Consider the following 24,945-nt stretch of genomic DNA (forward strand, 5'->3'; position numbering starts at 1 on the left):
GAGCGGCTTCAGCCGCGAACACCGGCGAAGCCGGTGCCACACACCGCGCTGTCTGCTTCGCGGGTAAACCCGCTCCCACAGGGGGTATGGCATGCTTGCTAAATCAGTTTCCTGCGCTACAGCGCAGCCCCTGGGGCAGGGCTGTCCCCTCCCAGCTGGCCGCTTGTCCGGTCTACGCCTTGTGGACTATTCCAGCACCGACCAAAGGCGCCTATGCTCGCCACGGCAAATAACAATTACACGCGTGCGGCGTATCAATACTGTCGGCCGCCCCTTGAGTGGAGCGTAGTTGCTGGGCATCAGGGAGCTTCCATGAATCAGCGTACCAAGCCGGCGCCTTCCGGCTTCAGTGACCAGCAACTGCATACCTTGTTCGAGTTGATCAGCGATGGCGTCTGGGATTGGGACGCCAACACCGGCTACGTTTACCGCAACCCAGGTTGGTACGCCATGCTCGGTTACCCCGTGCATTCCATGGACAACTCGGTGCTCACGTGGGAGAACGTGATCCACCCAGAGGACTACCCCAGGGTGATGGCGCACTTCGATGCATACATCAACCAGCGCAACGAGCGCTACCTGGTCGAGTATCGCTGCCGCTGCAGCGATGGCAGTTACCTGTGGATCGAGGACCGCGGCTATGTCATCGCCCGCAACCCGGATGGCTCGGTAGCCCGCATGCTCGGTGCTCACCGTGACATCGATGCCGGCAAGCGCCAGCTGGCGCAGCTGGAGCGTCGCAACCAGTCGCTCGAAGAGCTGGTTGCCGAGCGCACCCGTGAGTTGTCAAGGGTCAACGAACAGCTGCAACGCCAACTGAACGAGAACCGCGAGCTCGCCGAGCGCGATGCCCTGACCCGTCTTGCCAACCGCTACCGGCTGGAGGATTCGCTCAAGCGTGAGTGTGAGCGTGCCCAGCGCTTTCGCCAGCCGTTTTCGGTCATCGCCATGGACATGGACGACTTCAAGCCCATCAATGACCACTTCGGTCATGCCCGCGGTGATGCCGCCTTGGTGCAGGTGGCCGACACCTTGCGCCACAGCTTGCGCGCTGCAGACCTGCTGGCCCGTTGGGGCGGTGACGAATTCGTGGTGGTACTGCCGCATACCACGCTGCCAGAGGCGAAAAGCCGTGCGGCCCAGTTACGCCAGGGCCTGGCGCAACTGGCGCCGGTGGGGGACTGGCCGCTGACCATGAGCTACGGTGTGGTGCAGTGGCAGGAGGGTGACGACCGCCAGTCGGTGCTGGCGCGGGCCGACAAGGCGCTCTACCGGGCCAAAGGGGCCGGCAAGAACGCCATTGCCGAGTAGCCTGCCAGGCCGCAGGCAAAGGTTAGATGTGCAGTGCGTGCCCCAGGGCGCGCAACGCTGCCTCCTGCACCGCCTCACCCAGCGTGGGGTGGGCATGGATGGTGCCCGCCACGTCTTCCAGGCGTGCGCCCATCTCCAGCGACTGGGCAAACGCCGTGCACAGTTCCGATACCGCCACGCCCACCGCCTGCCAGCCAACAATCAGGTGGTTGTCACGCCGTGCCACCACGCGCACGAAGCCGGCTTTCGACTCCAGGCTCATGGCCCGACCATTGGCGGTAAAAGGGAACTGCGCGACGATGCAGTCCAGGCCCTGTGCCTTGGCCTGTTCTGGTGTCATGCCGGCTACCACCACTTCCGGGTCGGTGAAGCACACGGCGGCGATGGCAGCAGGCTCGAAGCGGCGAGCCTTGCCTGCGATCAGCTCGGCGACCATCTCGCCCTGGGCCATGGCACGGTGGGCCAGCATGGGCTCCCCTGCCACGTCGCCAATGGCCCACACATTGCGCATGCTGGTCTGGCACTGCGCATCGATGGCGATGGCGGCGCCGTTCATCTTCAAATCCAGGCATTGCAGGTTGTAGCCCTGGGTGCGGGGGCGACGACCCACTGCCACCAGTACCCTGTCGGTTTCCAGGCGCAGCAGCGCCCCTTGGCCGTCACGGGCCAGCAGGTTGCCGGCCTCGTACGCTTCGACGCTGTGATTGACGTGCACGGCGATACCCAGCGCCTTGAGCGACTCGGCCACCGGTGCGGTCAGTTCGCTGTCGTAGGTGGGCAGGATGCGTTCACGGGCCTCCACCACGCTGACCTGAGCGCCCAATTTGCGATAGGCGATACCCAGCTCCAGGCCGATGTAGCCCCCGCCCACCACCACCAGGTGACGGGGCAGCGCCTGGGGCGACAGGGCTTCGGTGGACGAGATCACTGCCCCGCCCAGTGGCAGCATGGGCAGTTCGACGCTGCTGGAACCTGTGGCCAGCAACAGGTGTTCGCACTGGATGCGCTGGCCGTCGACCTCCACCTGCTTGCCGTCCAGAATCTTCGCCCAGCCGTGAATCACCTTTACCCCGTGCTTTTTCAGCAAGGCCGCCACACCGGTGGTCAGCCGGTCGACGATACCGTCTTTCCAGGCCACGCTGCGGCTGATGTCGAGCTGCGGCGAGCTGACGCTGATACCCAGTTGCGAGCCCGCTGCGTAGCCGGTGGCGCGGTGGAACTGTTCTGCCACGTGAATCAGCGCCTTCGAGGGAATGCAGCCGATGTTCAGGCACGTGCCGCCCAGTGCCTGCCCCTCGACCAGCACGGTCGGGATGCCCAACTGCCCGGCGCGGATGGCCGCCACGTAGCCGCCAGGGCCGCCGCCGATGATCAGCAGTGTCGTTTGAATGATCGGTTGCATGCTTACTCCACGAACAGGCAGGCGGGTTGCTCCAACAGGCCGCGCACGGCCTGGATGAACAACGCGGCGTCCATGCCATCGACCACCCGGTGGTCGAACGAGCTGGACAGGTTCATCATCTTGCGCACAACGATCTGGCCATCGACCACCACGGGCCGCTCGACCATGCGGTTCACACCAACAATGGCCACTTCCGGCGTGTTCACCACCGGTGTGCTTACGATGCCGCCCAGTGCGCCCAGGCTGGTAAGGGTGATGGTGGAACCGGTCAGCTCATCGCGGCTGGCCTTGTTGGTGCGCGCTGCATTCGCCACCCGTGCGATCTCGCCGGCATTGGCCCACAGGCTGCCGGCCTCGGCGTGGCGCAACACCGGCACCATCAGGCCGTTGTCGCCCTGGGTGGCGATACCCACATGCACCGCCCCGTGGCGGGTGATCACCTGGGCTTCGTCGTCGTAGGTGGCGTTGATCTGCGGAAAATCGCGCAGCGCAACCACCAGTGCACGCACCAGAAACGGCAGCAAGGTCAGCTTGCCGCGGCTGTCGCCATGCTTGGCATTGAGTTGCTGGCGCAGGGCTTCCAGGGCCGTGACGTCGATTTCTTCCACGTAACTGAAATGAGCGACCCGGCGCTTGGCGTCCTGCATGCGCTGGGCGATCTTGCGGCGCAGGCCGATGACCGGCACCTGCTCGCTGTCGGTACGTTTGGCATAACCACCGGGTGCCTGCTCGGCAGCGCTGTGCGGCTTGCTCATGAAACCATCGAGGTCCTCGTGCAGAATGCGCCCGGCCGGCCCGCTGCCGTGCACGTAGCGCAATTCGATGCCGGCATCCAGGGCACGCTTGCGCACAGCCGGTGAGGCCAACGGCTTGTCACCCGCCTGGCGCGGCACCGGGGCGCCAGCCTCATGCTCGGCCGCTTTCTGCGGTGCTGCCTGCACCGCCTGGGGCCTGGCCGCCTCAGGCACTGGCTCGGCGGCCTTGGCCTGCGGCGCGTCCGTGTGGTTGCCGTTGCCCTCCACCTCGATGCGGATCAGTTCACTGCCCACCGGCATCACTTCACCGGGTTGGCCGCCCAACGCCAGTACCTTGCCGCTGACCGGCGACGGGATTTCTACCGTAGCCTTGTCGGTCATGACATCGGCCACCACCTGGTCTTCTGCGATCACGTCGCCGACCTTCACGAACCACTCCACCAACTCCACCTGGGCGATGCCTTCGCCAATGTCCGGCATCTTGATGACGTGCGTACCCATTCAGACCTCCATGACCTTTTTCAATGCCGCGCCTACCCGTGAAGGGCCGGGGAAGTACGCCCATTCCTGGGCGTGCGGGTAGGGGGTATCCCAGCCGGTCACGCGCTGGATCGGCGCTTCCAGGTGGTGGAAGCAGTGCTCCTGCACCAGCGACACCAGCTCGGCGCCAAAACCGCAGGTGCGGGTGGCTTCGTGCACCACCACGCAACGACCGGTCTTTTTCACCGAGTCGACGATGGTGTCCAGGTCCAGCGGCCACAGGCTGCGCAGGTCGATCACTTCCGCGTCGACACCGGTTTCCTCCGCAGCAACCTGGGCAACGTACACCGTGGTGCCGTACGTAAGCACCGTCACATCACTGCCCGGGCGGGTGATGACGGCCTTGTCCAGCGGCACGCTGTAGTAGCCATCGGGCACGGCGCTTTGCGGGTGCTGGGCCCACGGTGTTACCGGGCGGTCGTGGTGGCCGTCGAATGGCCCGTTGTACAGCCGTTTGGGTTCGAGGAAGATGACCGGGTCGTCGCACTCGATCGAGGCGATCAGCAGGCCTTTGGCGTCGTAAGGGTTGGAGGGCATGACGGTGCGCAGGCCGCATACCTGGGTGAACATCGCCTCCGGGCTCTGGCTGTGGGTCTGGCCACCGTAGATGCCGCCGCCGCAGGGCATGCGCAGGGTCAGCGGTGCGATGAATTCGCCGGCAGAGCGGTAACGCAGGCGCGCCATTTCCGACACGATCTGGTCAGACGCGGGGTAGAAATAGTCGGCGAACTGGATCTCCACAACGGGGCGCAGGCCGTAGGCCCCCATGCCCACCGCCGTGCCGACGATGCCACTCTCCGAGATCGGCGCATCGAACACCCGGGCCTTGCCGTATTTGTTCTGCAGGCCTTCGGTGCAGCGGAACACGCCGCCGAAGTAGCCGACGTCCTGCCCGTACACGACCACGTTGTCGTCGCGCTCAAGCATGATGTCCATGGCCGAGCGCAGGGCCTGGATCATGGTCATGGTGGTGGTGGCCATGGCGGTTTCCGGGTTGATGCCGTTGGTATGGTCGTTCATCTCAAACCCCCAGTTCCTGGCGTTGACGGCGCAGGTGGTCGGGCATGTCCTTGTACACGTCCTCGAACATCGAGGCCGCGCTCGGGATGTGGCCGTTGGCCAGCGTGCCGTACTGCTCGGCTTCCTTCTGCGCGGCCAGCACGGCCGCTTCGAACTCGGCCGTGGTGGCCTGGTGTTCTTCCTCGGACCAGTGGCCGGTCTTGATCAGGTGCTGCTTCAGGCGGGCGATCGGGTCGCCCAGCGGGAAATGGCTCCAGTCGTCAGCGGGGCGGTACTTGGACGGGTCGTCGGAGGTGGAGTGGGGGCCGGCGCGGTAGGTGACCCATTCGATCAGGCTCGGGCCCAGGCCGCGACGGGCGCGCTCGGCCGCCCAGCGCGAGGCCGCGTACACCGCGATGAAGTCGTTGCCGTCCACCCGCAGCGAGGCAATGCCACAGCCCACGCCGCGCCCGGCAAAGGTGGTGGACTCGCCCCCGGCGATGGCCTGGAAGGTCGAGATCGCCCACTGGTTATTGACCACGTTGAGGATTACGGGGGCGCGGTAGACGTGGGCAAAGGTGAGGGCGGTGTGAAAATCCGATTCTGCGGTGGCGCCATCGCCGATCCAGGCTGAGGCGATCTTGGTATCCCCCTTGATCGCCGAAGCCATCGCCCAGCCCACCGCCTGCACGAACTGGGTGGCCAGGTTGCCGCTGATGGTGAAGAAACCTGCCTCGCGCACCGAGTACATGATCGGCAGCTGGCGGCCTTTGAGCGGGTCACGTTCGTTGGACAGCAACTGGCAGATCATGTCGACCAGTGACACGTCGCGGGCAATCAGGATGCTTTGCTGGCGGTAGGTGGGGAAGCACATGTCGGTGCGGTTCAGCGCCAGCGCCTGGGCGCTGCCGATGGCTTCCTCACCCAGGCTCTGCATGTAGAAGGACATTTTTTTCTGGCGCTGGGCGACCACCATGCGGCTGTCGAAGATACGCGTCTTGAGCATGGCTCGCATACCTTGGCGCAGCACCTGCGGGTCGATGCCCTCGGCCCACGGGCCCTGGGCATTGCCGTGCTCGTCCAGCACGCGCACCAGGCTGCCCGAAAGGTCGGAGGTGTCGGCAGCGTCCACATCGACGGGAGGTTTACGGACCTGGCCCGCGTCGTTCAGGCGCAGGTAGGAAAAATCGGTCTGGCAGCCTGGCCGGCCTGTAGGCTCGGGCACATGCAAACGCAGGGGGGCGTACTCGTTCATGCTGTTTACGCTCGCTCGGGGTATTTGTTTTTGTGAGCTTTGAAGCGGTCGCGGCTGAGCACCGGCTTGTGACCAGTAGGTCAGCGTCACCTACATGGTAGTTGCCCTGCTGGAGAATTTTTCTCTCTAGTTGATTGCCTTTACCGAACAGGCCAGATAAACATTCCGCATAAACACAATAAACCGGTGATTTTGTCTCATGCGCAAACTCGATCGTACCGATATCGGCATCCTCAACAGCCTGCAGGAAAACGCCCGCATCACCAATGCCGAGCTGGCTCGCTCGGTCAACCTGTCACCCACGCCGTGCTTCAACCGCGTGCGGTCGATGGAAGAACTGGGGGTGATTCGCCAGCAGGTCACGCTGCTGTCGCCTGAGGTGCTGGGGCTTGATGTGAATGTGTTCATCCATGTCAGCCTGGAAAAACAGGTCGAGCAGTCTCTGCACCGCTTCGAGGAAGAAATTGCCGAGCGCCCCGAAGTGATGGAGTGCTACCTCATGACCGGCGACCCGGACTACCTGTTGCGCGTGCTGCTGCCCAGCATCCAGGCCCTGGAGCGGTTTCTGGATTACCTCACGCGCTTGCCGGGCGTGGCCAATATCCGCTCAAGCTTTGCCTTGAAGCAGGTGCGTTACAAGACCGCGTTGCCGCTGCCGCCAAATGGTCTGACCTTGCGCGAATAACGGTGGTCCAAGGCTGTCGGCGCCCTACGGCGCCCGACACTATTGTGATTCGCAAGCGGGGCCTGCAAACCGGCAATATTTGCCATTATGCTGCTAGCACCCACCGCCCGTTGACGAGGGAGCCTGAAGGGACGTATGCGCACTATCTGGAAGCCGTTTCAGTCGTTGTATTTTGCTGCGCTGATGATGTTGATCGGCTCGGGCCTGCTCAGTACCTACCTGGCCTTGCGCCTGGCGGCCGACCATGTCGACAGCCTGTGGGTGGGTGCGCTGATGGCGGCCAACTACTTTGGCCTGGCCGTGGGCGGCAAGGTCGGCCACCGGCTGATCGGCCGGGTAGGGCACATCCGCGCCTACGCCACCTGTGCCGGTATCGTCGGTGCGGCGGTGCTGGGCCACGGCCTGACCAACTGGCTGCCGGCCTGGGTGGGGCTGCGCATGATCGTCGGCCTCGGCATGATGTGCCAGTACATGGTCATCGAAAGTTGGCTGAACGAGCAGGCGGACGTCAAATACCGTGGTGCCGTGTTCAGCGGGTACATGATCGCGTCTTATCTGGGCCTGGTACTTGGCCAGTTGATCCTGGTGGTACACCCAGAGCTCGGCCCTGAATTGCTGATGTTGGTGGCGATGTGTTTTGCCCTGTGCCTGGTGCCGGTCGCCATGACCCGCCGCATCCACCCCGCACCGTTACGGCCGGCCCCCATGGAGCCCAGGTTCTTCATCAAGCGGGTGCCGCAGTCGCTCAGTACCGTATTGGGGGCGGGGCTGATCGTTGGCTCGTTCTATGGCCTCGCGCCCCTGTACGCGGCCAGCCAGGGGCTGAGCACCGAGCAGGTCGGCCTGTTCATGGGTAGCTGCATTTTCGCTGGCCTGGTGGTGCAGTACCCCTTGGGCTGGTTGTCCGACCGCTACGACCGGGCCGTGCTGATCCGCAGTGTGGCAGGCGGGCTGGCGCTGGTGGCAGCGCCGTTGGCCATTCTGCCCAGCGTGCCGTTGGAGTTGTTGTTCGGTATCGGCTTTCTGGTGTCGCTGCTGCAGTTCTGCCTGTACCCGCTGGCAGTTGCGTTTTCCAACGACCATGTGGAAAGCGAACGGCGCGTGTCGTTGACGGCCATGCTGCTGGTCACCTATGGCGTGGGGGCATGTATCGGCCCGTTGGCGACCGGCGTGCTGATGAAGCTGCTGGGTGTGCAGATGCTGTATGCCTTCTTCGTGTTCTTCGCCCTGGTGCTGGTATGGCGTATCCGCCCGAAAGCGGTTACCGGGCTGCACCAGGTTCAGGACGCGCCACTGGGCCACGTGGCAATGCCGGCCGCTGGCTCGCCGCTGTCGGCAGCACTGGACCCACGGGTGGATGGGCAGACGGTGCAGGATGTGATGCAGGCCCCGGTGGCAGCAGAAGACACCGAAGCCCCGGAAAAGCAACCGGAGCAATCCGCGAACGATATGGAGTCTGCCAGATAGGGAAGGTGCGGCGCGCCTGAACCCGTCGGCCTTCTGGCGACGGGTTCAGGCGCGAAGCCCCTGCTGAGGGGCCGGTGTTTGCGGGTGAACCCTTCAGCCCTCAATAGTCGTCTTTGTCGAACCGCCGTGCTTCGCGCTGCAGTTGGTACACAAAACTTTCCACCTTGCGCTGCGCAGGGCCGCTCAGGTTATGGAAGCGCACGCCGGCAAACGTGGTGTTGATGCGTTCTTCGTAATGCAGGTGGCGCAACTCGACCATGGTGTCGACCAGGCCAAGCGGGCTGCCCGCCTTGAACCGCTCGTACACTTGCCCCAGTTGCAGGCGGTCTTCGACATTGCCGTCGAAACGCAGCTTGCAGCCCGTGGCCGACACGTCCAGCAGTTTGCCGCGCAGGGCGCCGTTGCCTTTGAGGTGGCTGCCGTCGAGGATGATGTCGACCAGTTGCGACAGTTTCAGCGCGGCGCGGAAGGCGTTGCGGCGCTGGTGGTAGGTCATCTCGACCGGCAGGGCACCCACGTAGCAGCGGTGCCCGTTGACTTCGCTGATCTTCAGCGCATGGTTGCATTCCCAGGCGATACGCACGCCATCATGGAAACCTTCGACGCGAAAGTGCTCGCCGTTCTCGATGAACTTCTCGCCATCGCGGGGGATCATTTCATCCAATGCCAGGGTGTTGCTTTCACGGTCCACGTGCACCACGTAACTCTGGAAGCGGTGGCCGCGGTCGTGGAAGGTGATGATCAGTGGGTCGTGGCTTTCCTGAAGCTGCCGCAGGTTGGCCGCAATTTCCAAAGGGGTGGTCAACACCTTTGGCGGTTGCGGGGCATCGGATTCATTGAACACGGCTTATCGGTCTCCAGGCAAAAGCGACACAGGCAAATTAGCGGCATTTTGCCAGTATGTACGGTGCCTTGATAGAAAAATCACACTTGGTTGAGGGCGCGCGGCTTGGCCAGAGGTGAGGTGTTGCCGCGGCTGTTGTACAGCGATGGAGAATCGCCGCCCATGAGGATACGCACCTGGTTGTTGGTGACGTGTTGCTGGACCTGAATGATGCGGCCGTTGGTCTGGTTGACCTGTTGGCAGGCTTCCATCAACTGCGAGAGCATGTCCAGGCGCTGCAGCATGGCCTCGCCATGCACGGAAGTGTCAGCGACTGCCTGCACGCCGGCCCTGTCTGCACTCAACCCCAGGCTGGCCAGCAACTGGCTGCGGCGCTGGCCGTGCTGTTCGAGCAGAATGATCAACGACTGCTTGCGAGCGAGAATCTGCTCCAGCAAGGGCATGTCGCGACCATGCAGGGCCACCGCCTCGTTCTGCAGCAACTCGAGCAGCTCCTGCATGGGGGCGATGTCTTCTTCGATCAGTTGCAGCAGGGTAGTGTCGTGCATGGCTAACTCTTGGTTTTTCAAGCGTCCATGAAGTCAGCGCACCGAGCGGTCAGCGCTGTGCTTCAAAATTCAGCAGCTTGCTGGCAACCCGGCCGGCATCGACCTGGTAGCTGCCGTCGGCGATGGCCTGTTTCAGCTCGGCCACACGGGCGTTGTTGACCACGGGCTCATCACGCAGCTTGTCGCTGATCTTTTGCAATTGTTGGGCCTCAGGGCTCAGGTGCACCGTCTCGCCACTGGCGCTGGTGTCTTTTACCGCTTCCTGGCTGGCCGCCGGTTTTTCGGCGCTGCCGGGTGCGCTGTTACCGCGCACACCGCCCGTTACGGACGGGGAATTATTCAAACGACTGAAGTCGATGACCATGATCAGAAACCTCTGGGTTTATGGACGCTTGCCTTGTTTTCGGCCAACCCGCAATAAACTTTAGGCACAAAATGCGTGGCCGGCGTTCCATCAGCACACAACCCGATTTCTGACACAGTTTAGAAAAAGCGCCTCCTCACCGCCAGTACCCTTCGGCCGCTGGCCTACATGCTCACCTCGACCTGGCCCGGGCCGGTCACCATGGCTTTTACCACGCGCTTGGAATTGAGGTTGCGCACCCGTATCTGTTCACTGAGGCCTCCCTTGCTCAAGGCTTCACCCGGCATGCGCACGCTCAGGCTGCCGCTGCGGGCCACGATTACCACGTGGTCGCCTTTGCGCACCACTTCGGCCTGCTCAAGGTGTTGCGGGGTCAGTACCTGGTCGATCACCGTGGGCCGCAGCATTTTCATGCCCACCGCCTGGTCCAGTTCAGTCAGAAAGCCTTGGCCCAGCGTGCCTACATCGCGTTCGCGCAGGGCAACATCGCCGGCGCCCACCACGTTGTCGCGCCTGAGGGGGCGGGTGACCACCACCACGTCCCGGAACAGGCGCACGGTTGCCGGCACGAATACCGTCCATGGCGCCGCGCTGTCGCAGCGCACGCGCACGGTCACCCGGCCAAGCGGTACGTTGGGGCTTTCCAGTGACGCGTCAAGCGCCTGACTGCACAGTGGCATGCGCAGGCGAGGGTCCAGCGGGTTGACCTGGATTTCGTAACGCCCCGCCGTCTGGGTGGTGGCCAGATAATCTTCAACGGTGAATTCAAGAAACCCTTGGGTGACACCGATAAGCTGTTCAGGCATGGTGAACGCGTCCGCCAACGTGCGAACAGGCACCAGCAGGCACAGCGTGGCCAGCAAGCCGGTCAGCAGGCGCGTCAGTCGTCGGGAAAATGTCGTTTTCGTGTACATGGCGCTCAAAAAAGCAAAGCCCGTGCCGACTCACCTGGTGAGTTGCAACGAATGGCTGAAAGGTTAAGGAGTCTGGCATGGCGGGGGTTATGGATTCGGTCAACCAGCGCACGCAGCTGGTAGGGCAGAATCGCCTGGAACTGCTGCTGTTTCGCCTCAATGGCGAGCAGCTTTATGGCATCAACGTTTTCAAGGTCAGAGAAGTGCTGCAGTGCCCTGCACTGACCCTGCTGCCCAAGGCCCACCCTGTGGTACGGGGTGTGGCCAACATTCGCGGGGCGACCATCCCGATCCTCGACCTGTCGATGGCCACCGGTTTGCGGCCGCTGCAGGAAGACACGCGCAGCAGCTTCGTGATCATCACCGAGTACAACACCAAGACCCAGGGCTTTCTGGTGCATTCGGTAGAGCGCATCGTCAACATGAACTGGGAGGAGATCCATCCGCCACCCAAGGGCACTGGCCGCGACCATTACCTGACTGCCGTCACCCGTGTGGACAACCGCATGGTCGAGATCATCGACGTGGAAAAGGTACTGGCCGAGGTGGCGCCGTCTTCGGAGTCGGTGTCCGCCGGGGTGGTGGACGCCGAGGTGCAGGACAAGGCCGTGCTGCTGCGGGTGCTCACCGTCGACGATTCTTCGGTGGCGCGCAAGCAGGTCAGCCGTTGCCTGCAAACGGTCGGTGTGGAGGTTGTGGCACTAAATGATGGTCGCCAGGCTCTCAACTACCTGCACCAACTGGTGGAGGAGGGCAAGAAGCCCGAAGAGGAGTTCCTGATGATGATCTCCGACATCGAAATGCCGGAGATGGACGGCTACACCTTGACCGCAGAAATCCGCAGCGACCCACGCATGCAAAAACTGCATATCTGCCTGCATACTTCGCTGTCCGGGGTATTCAACCAGGCGATGGTGAAAAAAGTGGGCGCCGACGACTTCCTGGCCAAGTTCAGGCCGGATGACCTGGCCCAGCGTGTGGTCGACCGGATCAAGGCAACGCATTGAAAGCAGCCGGGGCGAGCCCCCGGCCACAGTGATTGAAAAGAGGCGGCAGTAGTGTCTACGGGTAATTTGGATTTCGAACAGTTCCGGGTATTCCTGGAGAAAGCCTGTGGCATTCTGCTGGGCGAGAATAAGCAGTACCTGGTGTCCAGCCGTCTCAACAAGTTGATGGAACAGCAGGGCATCAAGAGCCTGGGCGAGCTGGTGCAGCGTATCCAGACCCAGCCACGCAGCGGCCTGCGCGAACAGGTGGTGGATGCGATGACCACCAACGAAACCTTGTGGTTTCGCGATACCTACCCGTTCGAGGTGCTGAAGAACAAGGTCATCCCCGAGTTCATCCGCGCCAACCCTGGGCAACGCCTGCGCATGTGGTCGGCCGCGTGCTCGTCGGGGCAGGAGCCGTACTCCATTTCGATGGCCATCGACGAGTTCGAACGCAGCAATCTGGGCCAGCTGAAAATGGGGGCGCAAATTGTCGCCACCGACCTGTCAGGCACCATGCTGACCAACTGCAAGACCGGCGAGTACGACAGCTTGGCCATCGCCCGCGGCCTGTCCCAGGAGCGCTTGCAACGGTACTTCGAGACCAAGGGGCCAGGGCGCTGGGCGGTCAAGCCCGCGATCCGCAGCCGGGTCGAATTCCGCTCGTTCAACCTGCTGGACAGCTACGCCAGCCTCGGCAAGTTCGATGTGGTGTTCTGCCGCAACGTGCTGATCTACTTCTCGGCCCAGGTGAAGAAAGACATTCTGCTGCGCATTCACAGCACGCTGAAGCCGGGCGGGTACCTGTTCCTGGGTGCCTCCGAAGCCCTTAACGGCCTGCCTGACCACTACCAGATGGTGCAATGCAGCCCGGGCATCATCTACCAGGCCAAATAAGGTACTGCAGGCCGGCAACCAGGGTTGTCGGCCTTTTTCGTTGCAGGTGCTGTCAATTTTTTGTTTTGCCGCTTTTGGCGCTCTGTAATTGCCGCTTTCGGCACGCCTGGCGGCAGCCCTTTGCCGCTTTTCTGGCATCGCGGTTGGCGCACTTCTCGCGTAGCCCCCCTATCTAAAGGCTTTCGGCTGATTGGCACAGCCTTTGCTATAGCTTGCTCAACGTAATTCCGGTCAACCTCTGAAGGTTTCCCCGATATGAGCATCAGCTTCGACAAGGCGCTTGGTATCCACGAGAAGGCCCTGGGCTTCCGCGCCCAGCGTGCCGAGGTACTGGCCAACAACATCGCCAACGCCGACACGCCCAACTACAAGGCCCGTGACATGGATTTCGCCTCGGTGCTGGCTGCCGAGAGCGAGAAACAGCAGAACAACGGGCGCATCGGCCTGGAGCGGACCAACAGCCGGCACATCGAAGCCGAAGGCATGGCACTGGCAGACGACAGCCTCAAGTTCCGCACGCCGGCGCAGCCCTCGATCGACCAGAACACCGTGGATGCGCAGATCGAGCAGTCCAACTACACCGAGAATGCCATCGGCTTCCAGGCCAGCTTCACGCTGCTCAACAGTAAATTCAAAGGGCTGGTTTCGGCCCTGCGGGGAGAATGACCATGTCGCTGTCCAGTGTCTTCAACATTGCCGGTAGCGGCATGAGCGCGCAGAACACGCGCCTGAACACCGTTGCCTCCAACATCGCCAACGCCGAAACCGTGTCTTCGAGCATCGACCAGACCTACCGCGCCCGTCACCCGGTGTTCGCCACCACGTTCCAGAACGCGCAGGCCGGCAGCAGCCAGTCGCTGTTCGAAGACCAGGGCGAAGCCGGGCAGGGCGTGCAGGTGACCGGCATTGTCGAGGACCAGAGCAACCTGGAGGCACGCTACGAGCCGAACCATCCAGCCGCCAACAAGGACGGGTATGTGTACTACCCCAACGTCAATGTGGTGGAAGAGATGGCTGACATGATTTCTGCCAGCCGTGCGTTCCAGACCAATGCCGAGCTGATGAACACCGCCAAAAGCATGATGCAGAAGGTCCTGACCCTGGGCCAGTGATAGGAAGCCGACATGACCACCACCAACTCCACGGCTGACGTCGGTAGTGCCTACCTGACGTCGCTGCAGCAACAGCAAAGCAAGAACAACAGCAACACCGGTGCGGCCGGCAGCGCCCTGGGCAAGGACGCGTTCCTGCAGTTGCTGGTTACCCAGATGAAAAACCAGAACCCGCTCGATCCGCAGCAGAACGGCGAGTTCGTGGCCCAGTTGGCACAGTTCAGCAGCCTTGAAGGTATTCAGACGCTCAACAGTTCGGTGACCTCCATCGCGGCTGCGTTCCAGTCCTCCCAGGCCTTGCAGGCCTCATCACTGGTGGGCCGCAACGTGATGGTGCAAACCGACAAAGCCATGGTGGACACCAGCAAGGACATGAAAGGCTCGGTGAACCTGACCGCGTCCAGCACCGCCACTTCGGTGGGGGTGTACGACAAGGATGGCAAGCTGGTGCGCACGCTCGAGCTGGGTAGCCAGGCGGGCGGCAAGGTCGATTTCACCTGGGATGGCAAGGACGACGACGGCAAGGCGCTGGCGGCGGGCACCTATTCGTTCAAGGCCACGGCCTCGGTCGACGGCACGGCCACCGCCATGACCACCAACCTGCCGGCCAGTGTCACCAGCGTGACCATGGGCAGCAATGGCGCAGAAATGACGCTCAACCTCGCCGGGCTGGGCAGTGTTCCGCTCTCCAAAATCCAGAGCATCGGCATCTAGGGCCTTCAGCAACCTTCAGGAGTTAGCACATGTCTTACAACATCGGCCTTAGCGGCCTCAACGCAGCAAACAAGGCCCTGAACGTCACCGGCAACAACATTGCCAACGTCGCCACCACCGGCTTCAAGTCTTCCCGTGCCGAATTCGCCGACCAGTATTCCAGCTCCATTCGGGGTACCAGCGCCGGGCGCACCACTATCGGTACCGGGGTGACCACTGCGGCGGTGTCGCAGCGCTTCACTTCGGGCAACATCAACGGCACCGGCCAGGCGCTGGACATGGCCATCGATGGCAACGGCTTTTTTGCCCTGAACGACAACGGCTCGAAAATCTACACCCGCGCCGGTGCGTTCTACAGCGACAAGCAGGGCTTCGTGGTCAACTCGTCCGGTGCGAACCTGCAAGGGTACGCCGTGGATGCCAACGGCCAGATCATCCAGGGTGTGCTGACCAACCTGCAAATCGACACCGCCAACCTGACCCCCAAGGCCACTGGCAAGATCGAGCAGACCATCAACCTGAAGTCCAGCGATGCGGCGCCCACCGTTACCCCGTTCGACCCGTCCGATGTGAAAAGCTACAACTACACGTTCAGCAGCGACGTGTATGACAGCCAGGGCAATGCGCATCAGCTGAACCAGTACTTCCTCAAGGACGATGCATCCAACTCCTGGAAGATGTACACCACCATCGACGGCCGCAACCCTACCGACCCGACCTCGACCCAGCCGCTGATCAATAACCTGCCGTTCAAGTCCGACGGTACGCTGAACGCCGATGGCCTCACTGCAGGGCCGGTGACGGGCGGCCTGAGCGTAAACGCCAACAAAACCTTCAACCTCGACAACTGGGTCCCTGCGCAGAAAAACGCTGCCGGCCAGTGGTCGTCCAATGGCGCCACCGCCAGCACCGGTGGCATCAGCCTGGACATGCTCAAGACCACCCAGTACAACGCGGCCTCCGCCGTAACTGCCAAGAACCAGGACGGTTTCGCCACCGGTGAGCTGTCGGGTTTGAACGTCGACAAGAGCGGTGTGCTGTTTGCCAGCTTCACCAACGGCCAGAACAAGGTCATTGGCCAGGTGGCCGTCGCCAGCTTCGCCAACATGCAGGGCCTTACCCCGATTGGCGGTACCAACTGGCAGGAGTCCTACTCGTCGGGCGTGCCGGTGATCGGTGCGCCAGACACCGGCACCCTGGGCCAGATTGCCGGCGCTTCGCTGGAAGACTCCAACGTCGACCTCACCGGTGAGCTGGTCAACCTGATCAAGGCCCAGAGCAACTACCAGGCCAACGCCAAGACCATCTCCACTGAAAGCACCATCATGCAGACCATCATCCAGATGAGCTGAGTGAGGTAGCGCCCCCGGGGGCCCGGCGGCGGTTGGAGGGGTATTTAATGAACAAGGCATGGGCGCTGGCCCTGCTCACGGCCCTGGGGGTTGGCGTGGCCCTATCGGCCTATGCGGCCCCCAGGCCTTTCTATCTTTGGCAGAGCGTGGCCACCGGCCGCTATTTCTGCACCGAGAACAATCCGGGCCCAGGCTGGATGAAGTTTTCGGGGCCTTACAACAACGCGGCCTGCCGCGATCAGTGATGCAACCTGCCTTCTGCAGCCCGACGACAACAAACTGACACTGCTTAGCCCTGAACGGGCTGTAGCGCCCGATTTTAACGGCTTGCAAAGCTGGTTCGATTATTGCTTTACCCTGCCCAGGTGACAGCGCGGCAGTGGCGCGCGGAGGAAATGCTGTGGACAAACTGCTTTATGTGGCCATGACCGGTGCCAGCCAGAATGCCCTGGCGCAAAAGGCTCATGCCAACAACCTGGCGAACGTATCCACCAACGGTTTTCAACGGGACCTGGAACAGGCCCGCTCGATGCCGGTGTTTGGTGACAGCTTTCCGGCGCGTGCTTTTGCCATGACCGAGCGCCCGGCAACCGACTTCAGCGAAGGGCCGATGGTGGAAACCGGCCGTGACCTGGATGTGGCGGTTACCGGCAAAGGGTTTATCGCCGTGCAGGCCCCTGATGGCAGCGAAGCGTACGTGCGCACCGGCAGCCTGAACATCGACGCCCTGGGCGTGCTGCGTGCCGGCAACGGCATGCCGGTGATCGGTAATGGCGGCCCTATCGCTATCCCGCCCGAGCAGAAGGTGGAAGTGGGTGAAGACGGCACCATCAGTATCCGCTCCATGGATGAAGGCCCACGGGTGATGGCTGAAGTGGACCGCATCAAGCTGGTCAACCCGGACGCCAAAGGCATGACCAAAGGGCTGGACGGCTTGATCCATACCGCTTCCGGGCGGCCCGCCGATGCCGACGTCAATGTGCGGGTGGTGTCGGGTTTTCTGGAAGGCAGCAACGTCAACGCCGTCGAGGAAATGACCTCGGTGCTGGCGTTGTCCAGGCAGTTCGAACTGCACGTCAAGATGATGAACACGGCCAAGGAAGGCGACGAAGCCATGGCTCGGGTTTTGCAAATCGGCTAATCACATTTGAACGGGTGCCGTAAAACAGGCGCGCGAGGAGAACACACATGCTTCCAGCCCTTTGGGTCGCCAAGACGGGTTTGTCCGCCCAGGATACCAACCTGACGGTCATTTCCAACAACCTGGCCAACGTGTCCACCACCGGCTTCAAGCGGGACCGTGCCGAGTTCCAGGACCTGCTGTACCAGATCCGTCGCCAGCCTGGCGCCCAGTCGACCCAGGACAGCGAACTGCCTTCCGGCCTGCAGGTGGGTACTGGTGTGCGCATCGTCGGCACCCAGAAGAGCTTCGTGGCCGGCAGCCTGCAGACCACCGAGAACCCTCTGGACATGGCGGTCAACGGCCGTGGCTTCTTCCAGATCCTGCAACCTGACGGCACCGTTTCGTACACCCGTGACGGCACCTTCCACCTGAACTCCGATGGCCAGATCGTCACCGCCAACGGTTACGCGCTGGAGCCTGCGGTGGTGGTGCCCAACGACGCACAGACCTTCACCGTGGGCCAGGACGGCACCGTGTCGATCACCACTGCCGGCAATCCGGCTGCACAGGTGATCGGCAACATCCAGACCGCCGACTTCATCAACCCGGCCGGCCTGCAGGCCATCGGCGGCAACCTGTTCCTGGAAACCGCGGCCAGTGGCGCGCCCCAGGTGGGTACCCCGGGCCTGAACGGCTTCGGTACCACCCTGCAGCAAACCCTGGAGAACTCCAACGTCAGCACCGTGGAAGAACTGGTCAACATGATCACCACCCAGCGTGCCTACGAGATGAACTCCAAGGTGATCTCCACCGCCGACTCCATGCTGCAGTTCGTGACCCAGCAGCTGTAACCCTTGCAACCCCGTTGCACCCGTGAGGTAAGCATCATGAATCGTCTGTTGTCCGTTTTCGCCCTGGGCGGGGCGGTGTTGCTGGCAGGTTGTGTCGCCCCGGTGGCCAAGCCCAACGACCCGTACTATGCGCCGGTACTGCCGCGCACCCCATTGCCGGCAGCGGCCAACAACGGCTCGATCTACCAGGCCGGGTTCGAACAGAACCTGTATGGCGACCGCAAGGCCTTCCGCGTGGGTGACATCATCACCATCACGCTGAATGAACGCACCTCGGCCAGCAAGAACGCCGGCTCGCAGATCCAGAAGAACAGCAAGGCCAACCTGGGCCTTACGTCGCTGTTCGGTGGCAAGCCCAATACCAACAACCCATTCGGCGGTGGCGACCTGTCGCTGGACGCCGGCTACAGCGGCGACCGCACCACCAAGGGCGACAGCAAGGCCACCCAGGGCAACACCCTGACCGGTTCGGTGACCGTCACCGTGGCCGAGGTGCTGCCCAACGGCATCATCGCCGTGCGCGGCGAGAAGTGGCTGACCCTCAATACCGGTGAAGAACTGGTGCGCATCGCCGGCCTGATCCGGGCGGATGACATCGCCACCGACAACACCGTACCGTCCACCCGGGTAGCCGATGCGCGCATCACCTATTCCGGTACCGGCTCGTTCGCCGACGCCAGCCAGCCCGGCTGGCTGGACCGCTTCTTCATGAGCCCGCTTTGGCCCTTCTGAGTACACAGACCATGCTCAACCTGAGGCAGCTGATTGCCGCAACCTTGCTCCTGTCCTGCGCCTTTGCCGCGCAGGCCGAGCGCTTGAAGGACATCGCCAGTATTTCCGGCGTGCGCTCCAACCAGCTGATCGGTTACGGCCTGGTGGTGGGGCTCAACGGCACGGGTGACCAGACCACCCAGACGCCGTTCACCCTGCAAACCTTCAACAACATGCTGTCGCAGTTCGGTATCAAGGTGCCGGCCGGTTCTGGCAACGTGCAGTTGAAGAACGTGGCGGCGGTGTCGGTGCACGCTGACCTGCCGGCGTTCGCCAAGCCGGGCCAGGTGGTGGACATTACGGTGTCGTCGATCGGTAACTCCAAGAGCCTGCGCGGCGGCAGCCTGCTGATGACGCCGCTCAAGGGTATCGACGGCAACGTCTACGCCATCGCCCAGGGCAATCTGGTGGTGGGCGGTTTCGACGCCGAGGGCCGTGACGGGTCCAAGATCACCGTCAACGTACCGTCTGCTGGCCGTATTCCAGGCGGGGCCAGTGTCGAGCGTGCAGTGCCGAGCGGGTTCAACCAGGGCAATACCCTCACCCTGAACCTGAACCGCCCCGACTTCACCACCGCCAAGCACATCGTCGACAAGGTCAACGAACTGCTCGGCCCAGGCGTGGCCCAGGCGCTGGACGGTGGTTCGGTGCGGGTCAGCGCGCCCATGGACCCCAGCCAGCGGGTGGACTACCTGTCGATTCTGGAAAACCTCGAAATCGACCCCGGCCAGGCCGTGGCCAAGGTCATCATCAACTCGCGTACCGGTACCATCGTCATCGGCCAGAACGTCAAGGTGTCGCCTGCGGCGGTCACCCACGGCAGCCTGACCGTCACCATCACCGAAGACCCTATCGTCAGCCAGCCAGGGCCGCTGTCCAACGGCCAGACCGCCGTGGTGCCGCGCTCCCGGGTGAATGCCGAGCAGGAAGCCAAGCCGATGTTCAAGTTCGGCCCGGGTACCACGCTGGATGAAATTGTCCGGGCGGTGAACCAGGTGGGCGCAGCGCCCGGTGACTTGATGGCCATCCTTGAAGCCCTGAAACAGGCCGGTGCGTTGCAAGCCGACCTGATCGTGATCTGAGGACGCCAGTGATGAACAGCAAGAGCCTGGTGTCTGGCAGTGGCGACAGTGGTGCCTTCACCGACCTCAACCGCCTCAACGCCCTCAAGCACGGTGACCGCGACAGCGCCGCCAACGTGCGCAAGGTGGCCCAGGAATTCGAATCGCTGTTCATCAGCGAAATGCTCAAGGCTTCGCGCAAGGCCAGCGACGTGCTGGCCGACGACAACCCGATGAACACCGAGACGGTGAAACAGTACCGCGACATGTACGACCAGCAGCTGGCCGTGAGCATGTCCCGCGAGGGCGGTGGCATCGGCCTGCAGGATGTACTGGTGCGCCAGTTGACCAAGAGCCGTGGCGCGTCTGCCAACACCAGCCCGTTCCCGCGTGGCGAAAGCGGCGGCCCGGCGTTGTGGGGCAACAAGGTGGCAGCGCCGGTGCACGGCAATGACGCCGTTGGCACCCGCAACGACGTGGCCGCGCTGAATGCGCGGCGCCTGGCGTTGCCGAGCAGGCTCACCGACCGCCTGCTGGCAGGCATCGTGCCGTCTGCTACCGCAAGCGACGCCGCTACTGTCAACACCGCCGCCGTGCCGGCCCGTGATGGCCAGCAGCCGGCCAGGGCCTTTGCGGTGCCGGATAACGGCTTGCGCATCGTCGGCCGTGCGGTTGCCCAGCCGCCGCTGGCCCCCAACAAGGCGTTCAGCGACAGCGACACATTCGTCGCCACCATGCTGCCCATGGCCGAACAGGCGGCCAAGCGCATCGGTATCGACCCGCGCTACCTGGTGGCCCAGGCAGCACTGGAAACCGGTTGGGGCAAATCGGTGATGCGCAACAGCGACGGCAGCAGCAGCCACAACCTGTTCGGCATCAAGGCCACCGGCAACTGGCAGGGGGAGCAGGCGAGGGCGATCACCAGCGAGTTCCGCGACGGGCAGTTCGTCAAGGAAACGGCCGCCTTCCGCAGCTACGACTCCTACCAGGACAGCTTCCACGACCTGGTCACCTTGTTGCAGAGCAATTCACGCTATCAAGATGCGCTCAACTCGGCCGATAACCCCGAACAGTTTGCACGCGAGCTGCAAAAAGCAGGTTATGCGACCGACCCGGGCTATGCGAAGAAGATCATCAGCATTGCCCAGCAGATGCAGAACACACCGCAATACGCCATGGCTGGCAGACCCACGAATCTTTAAAAGGACTAAATCATGTCGAGCCTGATTTCCATCGGCCTGAGTGGCCTGAGTGCCAGCCAGGCGGCCTTGTCGGTAACCAGTAACAACATCGCCAACGCTGCCACCAGCGGCTATTCGCGCCAGCAGGCGATGCAGCAGGCGGGCCCGTCGCAGTACATCGGTGCGGGGTTTCTGGGCAGTGGCACCACACTGGCCGACGTGCGCCGGGTGTATAGCGCCTACCTGGACAACCAGCTGCAGACCGCCACGTCGCTGCAGGCCGATTCGGCTGCCTTCCAGGACCAGATCACCAGCGTCGACAAACTGCTGGCCGACCGCGATACCGGCATCAGCTCGGTGCTCACCGCGTTTTTCTCGGCCTTGCAGACAGCATCCGCCAAGCCAGGTGACGTCGCTTCGCGGCAATTACTGCTGACTCAGGCGCAAACCCTGAGCAACCGCTTCAACGCCGTCAGTACCCAGCTGACCCAGCAGAACGAAGTGATCAACTCGCAGCTCGACACGCTGGCCGGGCAGGTCAACAAGCTCACCACCAGCATTGCTGAGTACAACAAGCAGATCGTCGCGGCCACCGCCACCGGCAGCACCCCCAACAACCTGCTCGATGCCCGCAGCGAAGCGGTACGCCAGCTGAACGAGCTGGTGGGCGTGACCGTGCAGGAGCGCGAAGGCAACTACGACGTCATTCTGGGCAGCGGCCAGTCACTGGTCACCGGCGGCAAGGCCAACCCCCTGTCGGTACAGCCGGGGGTGGCGGACAAGAGCCAGGCCACCCTGCGCATCAACTATGAGTCATTCAGCTCGGACGTGACCTCGGTCGCCACCGGCGGCACAATTGGCGGCTTGCTGCGCTACCGTCAGGATGTGCTGACCCCGTCCATGAACGAACTGGGCCGCGTCGCCCTGGTGGTCACTGACAGCATCAACAGCCAGCTGGGCCAGGGCCTGGATGCCAACGGTCAGTTTGGCAGCTCGCTGTTCACCAGCATCAACAGTGCCTCTGCCATCGCCCAGCGTAGCCTGGCGTCGTCCAACAACAGCGCGGGCTCCGGTAACCTCGACGTGACCATCGCCAACAGCGGCGCGGTTAGCACCTATGACTACGAGGTCAAGTTCACCAGCGCCAACCAGTACAGCGTGCGCCGTTCCGACGGCACCAGCATGGGCTCGTTCGACCTCAACGCCGACCCCGCGCCGGTGATCGACGGCTTCAGCCTCTCGCTCAAGGGCGGGGCGCTGGCGGCGGGGGACAGCTTCAAGGTCATCCCCACCCGGTCGGCGGCAGGTGCCATCAATACGGTGCTCACCGATGCCAACAAGCTGGCCTTCGCCGGCCCGGTCAGTGCCACCACCGGCAGTGGCAACAGCGGTACCGGCACCATCACCCAGCCTACGCTGGGCCAGCCCCTGAATATTTATGGCGGCGCCGACAATGCCCTGGTGCAGCAGGCGATTCGCGACTCCATGCCTGTACGGGTGGTGATGGACACCGCCAGCGGCGGCTCCCAGGGTTACAAGGTGTTCGATGCCAAGGGCACGCAAATCGGCACCGGCACCGTGGTGCCGGGGCAGGACAACAAGCTCTCCATCTCGGTGCCCATGCGCGACGCGGCTGGCAACCCGATTGTCGATGGCAGCGGCAACCCGCGCACCTTCGCGCTGGAAACCACCGTTGGCGGCAGCCCGGCAGCCAACGACAGCTTTACCCTGTCGTTCAACGCCGATGGCAAGGCAGACAACCGCAACGCCACGGCTCTGCTGGGCTTGCAGACCAAGTCCACGGTCAATACCGGTTCTGGCGGTGGCACCAGTTTCACCTCGGCCTATGCGTCGTTGGTCGAGCGGGTAGGGGCCAAAGCCAGCCAGGCCACCATTGATACCACCGCCACCCAGGCGGTGCTCAAGTCGGCCAGCGAAAGCCGCAGTGCGGTGTCTGGGGTGAACCTGGACGACGAGGCGGCCAGCCTGGTCAAGTTCCAGCACTACTACACCGCGTCGTCGCAGATCATCAAAGCGGCGCAAGAAACCTTCAGCACCCTGATCAACGCCTTGTAAGGAGTAGCGACCGTGCGTATTTCCACTGCTCAGTTCTATGAAGCCAGCGCCAGCAGCTACTCCAAGAACTTCTCGGACATGAACAAGACCAGCGCCCAGGTAACGTCGGGCGTGCGTATCCAGACCGCCGGCGATGACCCGGTGGGCGCGGCGCGGTTGCTGCTGCTGCAACAGCAGCAGTCGCTGCTGGACCAGTACAGCGGCAACATGAACACGGTAAGCAATGCGCTGCTGCAGGAAGAGAGCGTGCTTTCCACCATCAATGACGCGATGCAGCGCGCCAGCGAGTTGGCCATCCGCGCCGGCGGCGCGGGTGTGACAGACGCTGACCGGGTATCGATCAGCACCGAGCTGAAGGAAATCGAGGCCAATATCTTTGGCTTGCTCAACTCGCGCGATGCCAATGGCGACTACATGTTCGCCGGCTCCAAGAGCACTACACCGCCCTACGTGCGCAACTCCGATGGCACCTACAGCTACCACGGTGACCAGACCCAGTTGAGCCTGCAGGTTTCCGACACCCTGAACCTGGCCACCAACGACAGCGGTGCCAGCGTGTTCGATGCAGCGAAGAACAAAAGCCGTACCCAGTCGACCTTGCTGGTGCCGGCCACCGATGATGGCGTGGTCGGCGTTTCGCCGGGTCTGTTGAAGTCGAGCAACAGCTACAACGACAGCTTCACTGCCGGGCAGCCGTACAAGCTCACGTTCACCAGCGCTACCCAGTATTCGATCACCGATGCCAATGGCAACGACATTACGGCAGAAACCCCCACCAACGGTCATTTCGACAGCAAGACCGAGGGGGCCAACCGTATTGCCCTGCGCGGAGTCGAGTTCGAAATCACCGTCACGCTGGAGGAGGGCAAGGACGCCGACGCGGCCGTGGCCGGGCGCGAGTTCTCATTGGCAGCGCGCCCGGACTCCTTCACCACGACCCGTGGCGCTGGCAACTCTTCCACCGCGCAAGTCACCAGCAGTGCTGTCACCGACCCCACCGCCTACCGCAGCACGTTCCCCAGCAACGGGGCGGTGATCAAGTTCACCGGGCCAGACACGTACGAGTTCTATGCGCAGCCCATGAAAGCTGACAGCAAACCGGTGGCCACCGGTACCTTCACTGCGCCGCAGTTGACGGTGGCGGGGGTGACTTATGACGTGAACGGCGCGCCGCAGGCCGGCGACCAGTTCGCGGTCACGGCCAACACCCACCAGAACCAGAACGTGCTGGAAACCATCAGCCAGCTGCGTGCGGCGCTGGACACTCCCGTGACTGGCGCAGGGGCGGCCAACGGCCTGAAGGATGCGGTGGCCTCGGCCATTGCCAACCTGGCCAGTGCGCGTGAGCAGGTGGACATCACCCGGGGTTCGATCGGTGCGCGGGGCAGTTCGCTGGAAATCCAGCGCCAGGAAAACACCAGCCTGGGCCTGGCCAACAAGACCACCCAGGATGCGATCGGCAATACCGACATGTCTCAGGCTGCGATCACCCTGACCCTGCAGCAGGCCATGCTGGAGGCCTCCCAACTGGCCTTCTCGCGCATTTCCCAGTTGAGTTTGTTCAACAAGCTCTGATCACTCATGCAATGCGGGGCTGCTGCGCAGCCCATCGCGAGCTGCGCTCGCTCCTACGGGGGCGGGGCAGCGCTGTGCTGCCGTATTACCCGGCTTTCATTGCATTTCAATGTGACCAATGAGTCAAAACGGTCATCTTCCCTGTATTCTATGCAGCAG

Annotated in this window: 25 protein-coding genes; 17 read left to right on the plus strand and 8 right to left on the minus strand. The window is 62.9% G+C overall.

All coding sequences use genetic code 11. The annotated features are described in order from the left end of the window. Positions 1 to 312 precede the first annotated feature (312 nt). On the plus strand, positions 313 to 1,311 hold the full coding sequence (locus tag IAE36_RS15665) for a sensor domain-containing diguanylate cyclase (RefSeq protein ID WP_201213347.1): 999 nt from the start codon (positions 313 to 315) through the stop codon (positions 1,309 to 1,311). Positions 1,312 to 1,333: 22 nt separating this feature from the next. On the opposite strand, the gene lpdA is transcribed toward IAE36_RS15665, so the two are convergent. Genes lpdA through IAE36_RS15685 form a run of 4 tightly spaced genes read right to left on the minus strand, consistent with a single transcriptional unit; the run spans position 1,334 to position 6,262 of the window. Continuing rightward, positions 1,334 to 2,713 carry a dihydrolipoyl dehydrogenase gene (gene lpdA / locus IAE36_RS15670; protein WP_201213349.1) on the minus strand — a complete coding sequence of 460 codons (1,380 nt, stop codon included), beginning with the start codon at positions 2,711 to 2,713 and terminating at the stop codon, positions 1,334 to 1,336. Positions 2,714 to 2,715: 2 nt separating this feature from the next. Beyond that, the gene (locus IAE36_RS15675) at positions 2,716 to 3,969 is read right to left on the minus strand and encodes a dihydrolipoamide acetyltransferase family protein (RefSeq protein ID WP_201213351.1); all 1,254 of its coding nucleotides are present in this window, start codon (positions 3,967 to 3,969) and stop codon (positions 2,716 to 2,718) included. After that, positions 3,970 to 5,028 (minus strand): alpha-ketoacid dehydrogenase subunit beta, encoded by a 1,059-nt coding sequence (locus IAE36_RS15680; RefSeq protein WP_201213353.1) that lies wholly within the window; start codon positions 5,026 to 5,028, stop codon positions 3,970 to 3,972. A gap of 1 nt (position 5,029) precedes the next feature. Then, positions 5,030 to 6,262: a 3-methyl-2-oxobutanoate dehydrogenase (2-methylpropanoyl-transferring) subunit alpha gene (locus tag IAE36_RS15685; RefSeq protein WP_028633503.1), complete on the minus strand. Its 1,233-nt coding sequence runs from the start codon at positions 6,260 to 6,262 to the stop codon at positions 5,030 to 5,032. 199 nt (positions 6,263 to 6,461) lie between these two features. Between IAE36_RS15685 and bkdR the strand changes: the two genes are divergently transcribed. After that, on the plus strand, positions 6,462 to 6,947 hold the full coding sequence (bkdR, locus tag IAE36_RS15690) for a Bkd operon transcriptional regulator BkdR (RefSeq protein ID WP_028633502.1): 486 nt from the start codon (positions 6,462 to 6,464) through the stop codon (positions 6,945 to 6,947). A 135-nt stretch (positions 6,948 to 7,082) separates the two neighbouring features. Then, the gene (locus tag IAE36_RS15695) at positions 7,083 to 8,414 is read left to right on the plus strand and encodes an MFS transporter (protein ID WP_201213355.1); all 1,332 of its coding nucleotides are present in this window, start codon (positions 7,083 to 7,085) and stop codon (positions 8,412 to 8,414) included. A gap of 100 nt (positions 8,415 to 8,514) precedes the next feature. Here the strand turns inward: IAE36_RS15695 and IAE36_RS15700 are convergent, their stop codons facing one another. From IAE36_RS15700 to flgA, 4 genes are all read right to left on the minus strand, one after another. Further along, positions 8,515 to 9,258, minus strand: a complete 744-nt coding sequence (locus tag IAE36_RS15700; RefSeq protein ID WP_201213357.1) for a flagellar brake protein — start codon at positions 9,256 to 9,258, stop codon at positions 8,515 to 8,517. An 80-nt stretch (positions 9,259 to 9,338) separates the two neighbouring features. After that, positions 9,339 to 9,806, minus strand: coding sequence for a flagella synthesis protein FlgN (locus IAE36_RS15705; RefSeq protein ID WP_201213359.1), 468 nt, complete (start codon positions 9,804 to 9,806; stop codon positions 9,339 to 9,341). Between the two features lie 49 nt (positions 9,807 to 9,855). Beyond that, positions 9,856 to 10,170, minus strand: coding sequence for a flagellar biosynthesis anti-sigma factor FlgM (flgM, locus tag IAE36_RS15710; RefSeq protein WP_028633498.1), 315 nt, complete (start codon positions 10,168 to 10,170; stop codon positions 9,856 to 9,858). 164 nt (positions 10,171 to 10,334) lie between these two features. Continuing rightward, positions 10,335 to 11,084 (minus strand): flagellar basal body P-ring formation chaperone FlgA, encoded by a 750-nt coding sequence (gene flgA / locus IAE36_RS15715; protein WP_028633497.1) that lies wholly within the window; start codon positions 11,082 to 11,084, stop codon positions 10,335 to 10,337. Between the two features lie 77 nt (positions 11,085 to 11,161). Here flgA and IAE36_RS15720 point away from each other — a divergent pair, with 77 nt between their 5' ends. From IAE36_RS15720 to IAE36_RS15785, 14 genes are all read left to right on the plus strand, one after another. Next, on the plus strand, positions 11,162 to 12,091 hold the full coding sequence (locus IAE36_RS15720) for a chemotaxis protein CheV (protein WP_028633496.1): 930 nt from the start codon (positions 11,162 to 11,164) through the stop codon (positions 12,089 to 12,091). A gap of 51 nt (positions 12,092 to 12,142) precedes the next feature. Then, positions 12,143 to 12,970, plus strand: coding sequence for a protein-glutamate O-methyltransferase CheR (gene cheR, locus IAE36_RS15725; RefSeq protein WP_060481419.1), 828 nt, complete (start codon positions 12,143 to 12,145; stop codon positions 12,968 to 12,970). Positions 12,971 to 13,225: 255 nt separating this feature from the next. After that, positions 13,226 to 13,636: a flagellar basal body rod protein FlgB gene (flgB, locus tag IAE36_RS15730; RefSeq protein ID WP_028633494.1), complete on the plus strand. Its 411-nt coding sequence runs from the start codon at positions 13,226 to 13,228 to the stop codon at positions 13,634 to 13,636. Positions 13,637 to 13,638: 2 nt separating this feature from the next. Continuing rightward, entirely contained in the window at positions 13,639 to 14,082 is a 444-nt protein-coding gene (gene flgC / locus IAE36_RS15735; RefSeq protein WP_028633493.1) for a flagellar basal body rod protein FlgC, read from the plus strand. A gap of 12 nt (positions 14,083 to 14,094) precedes the next feature. After that, positions 14,095 to 14,796, plus strand: coding sequence for a flagellar hook assembly protein FlgD (flgD, locus tag IAE36_RS15740; protein WP_028633492.1), 702 nt, complete (start codon positions 14,095 to 14,097; stop codon positions 14,794 to 14,796). A 29-nt stretch (positions 14,797 to 14,825) separates the two neighbouring features. Then, a complete protein-coding gene (gene flgE, locus IAE36_RS15745) occupies positions 14,826 to 16,148 on the plus strand; it encodes a flagellar hook protein FlgE (RefSeq protein WP_060481420.1) in 1,323 nt (440 codons plus the stop codon). Between the two features lie 47 nt (positions 16,149 to 16,195). After that, positions 16,196 to 16,393 (plus strand): hypothetical protein, encoded by a 198-nt coding sequence (locus tag IAE36_RS15750; protein WP_201213362.1) that lies wholly within the window; start codon positions 16,196 to 16,198, stop codon positions 16,391 to 16,393. A 155-nt stretch (positions 16,394 to 16,548) separates the two neighbouring features. Continuing rightward, complete coding sequence (locus tag IAE36_RS15755) at positions 16,549 to 17,289, plus strand: flagellar basal body rod protein FlgF (RefSeq protein WP_201213364.1); 741 nt, start codon at positions 16,549 to 16,551, stop codon at positions 17,287 to 17,289. Between the two features lie 47 nt (positions 17,290 to 17,336). Continuing rightward, positions 17,337 to 18,122, plus strand: a complete 786-nt coding sequence (gene flgG / locus IAE36_RS15760; protein ID WP_028633488.1) for a flagellar basal-body rod protein FlgG — start codon at positions 17,337 to 17,339, stop codon at positions 18,120 to 18,122. Between the two features lie 36 nt (positions 18,123 to 18,158). Next, positions 18,159 to 18,854, plus strand: a complete 696-nt coding sequence (flgH, locus tag IAE36_RS15765) for a flagellar basal body L-ring protein FlgH (protein ID WP_028633487.1) — start codon at positions 18,159 to 18,161, stop codon at positions 18,852 to 18,854. A gap of 11 nt (positions 18,855 to 18,865) precedes the next feature. Further along, complete coding sequence (locus tag IAE36_RS15770) at positions 18,866 to 19,975, plus strand: flagellar basal body P-ring protein FlgI (protein ID WP_028633486.1); 1,110 nt, start codon at positions 18,866 to 18,868, stop codon at positions 19,973 to 19,975. Positions 19,976 to 19,986: 11 nt separating this feature from the next. Next, positions 19,987 to 21,156 carry a flagellar assembly peptidoglycan hydrolase FlgJ gene (gene flgJ, locus IAE36_RS15775; RefSeq protein ID WP_060481421.1) on the plus strand — a complete coding sequence of 390 codons (1,170 nt, stop codon included), beginning with the start codon at positions 19,987 to 19,989 and terminating at the stop codon, positions 21,154 to 21,156. 12 nt (positions 21,157 to 21,168) lie between these two features. Next, the gene (gene flgK / locus IAE36_RS15780) at positions 21,169 to 23,211 is read left to right on the plus strand and encodes a flagellar hook-associated protein FlgK (protein WP_201213366.1); all 2,043 of its coding nucleotides are present in this window, start codon (positions 21,169 to 21,171) and stop codon (positions 23,209 to 23,211) included. A gap of 12 nt (positions 23,212 to 23,223) precedes the next feature. Further along, entirely contained in the window at positions 23,224 to 24,786 is a 1,563-nt protein-coding gene (locus IAE36_RS15785) for a flagellar hook-associated protein 3 (protein WP_201164331.1), read from the plus strand. The last annotated feature ends 159 nt before the right edge of the window (positions 24,787 to 24,945 follow it).

Source organism: Pseudomonas sp. S36 (assembly GCF_016647875.1).
Taxonomy (GTDB): Bacteria; Pseudomonadota; Gammaproteobacteria; order Pseudomonadales; family Pseudomonadaceae; genus Aquipseudomonas; species Aquipseudomonas parafulva.

Coding starts and splice junctions, on each gene's coding strand:
- flgD (WP_028633492.1), top strand. CDS start 14,095: ATGACCACCACCAACTCCACGGCTGACGTCGGTAGTGCCTACCTGACG.
- IAE36_RS15770 (WP_028633486.1), top strand. CDS start 18,866: ATGCTCAACCTGAGGCAGCTGATTGCCGCAACCTTGCTCCTGTCCTGC.
- lpdA (WP_201213349.1), bottom strand. CDS start 2,713: ATGCAACCGATCATTCAAACGACACTGCTGATCATCGGCGGCGGCCCT.
- IAE36_RS15750 (WP_201213362.1), top strand. CDS start 16,196: ATGAACAAGGCATGGGCGCTGGCCCTGCTCACGGCCCTGGGGGTTGGC.
- flgM (WP_028633498.1), bottom strand. CDS start 10,170: ATGGTCATCGACTTCAGTCGTTTGAATAATTCCCCGTCCGTAACGGGC.
- bkdR (WP_028633502.1), top strand. CDS start 6,462: ATGCGCAAACTCGATCGTACCGATATCGGCATCCTCAACAGCCTGCAG.
- flgB (WP_028633494.1), top strand. CDS start 13,226: ATGAGCATCAGCTTCGACAAGGCGCTTGGTATCCACGAGAAGGCCCTG.
- flgE (WP_060481420.1), top strand. CDS start 14,826: ATGTCTTACAACATCGGCCTTAGCGGCCTCAACGCAGCAAACAAGGCC.
- flgH (WP_028633487.1), top strand. CDS start 18,159: ATGAATCGTCTGTTGTCCGTTTTCGCCCTGGGCGGGGCGGTGTTGCTG.
- IAE36_RS15695 (WP_201213355.1), top strand. CDS start 7,083: ATGCGCACTATCTGGAAGCCGTTTCAGTCGTTGTATTTTGCTGCGCTG.
- IAE36_RS15665 (WP_201213347.1), top strand. CDS start 313: ATGAATCAGCGTACCAAGCCGGCGCCTTCCGGCTTCAGTGACCAGCAA.
- IAE36_RS15705 (WP_201213359.1), bottom strand. CDS start 9,806: ATGCACGACACTACCCTGCTGCAACTGATCGAAGAAGACATCGCCCCC.
- flgA (WP_028633497.1), bottom strand. CDS start 11,084: ATGTACACGAAAACGACATTTTCCCGACGACTGACGCGCCTGCTGACC.
- IAE36_RS15675 (WP_201213351.1), bottom strand. CDS start 3,969: ATGGGTACGCACGTCATCAAGATGCCGGACATTGGCGAAGGCATCGCC.
- flgG (WP_028633488.1), top strand. CDS start 17,337: ATGCTTCCAGCCCTTTGGGTCGCCAAGACGGGTTTGTCCGCCCAGGAT.
- flgC (WP_028633493.1), top strand. CDS start 13,639: ATGTCGCTGTCCAGTGTCTTCAACATTGCCGGTAGCGGCATGAGCGCG.
- flgJ (WP_060481421.1), top strand. CDS start 19,987: ATGAACAGCAAGAGCCTGGTGTCTGGCAGTGGCGACAGTGGTGCCTTC.
- IAE36_RS15685 (WP_028633503.1), bottom strand. CDS start 6,262: ATGAACGAGTACGCCCCCCTGCGTTTGCATGTGCCCGAGCCTACAGGC.
- flgK (WP_201213366.1), top strand. CDS start 21,169: ATGTCGAGCCTGATTTCCATCGGCCTGAGTGGCCTGAGTGCCAGCCAG.
- IAE36_RS15680 (WP_201213353.1), bottom strand. CDS start 5,028: ATGAACGACCATACCAACGGCATCAACCCGGAAACCGCCATGGCCACC.
- IAE36_RS15720 (WP_028633496.1), top strand. CDS start 11,162: ATGGCGGGGGTTATGGATTCGGTCAACCAGCGCACGCAGCTGGTAGGG.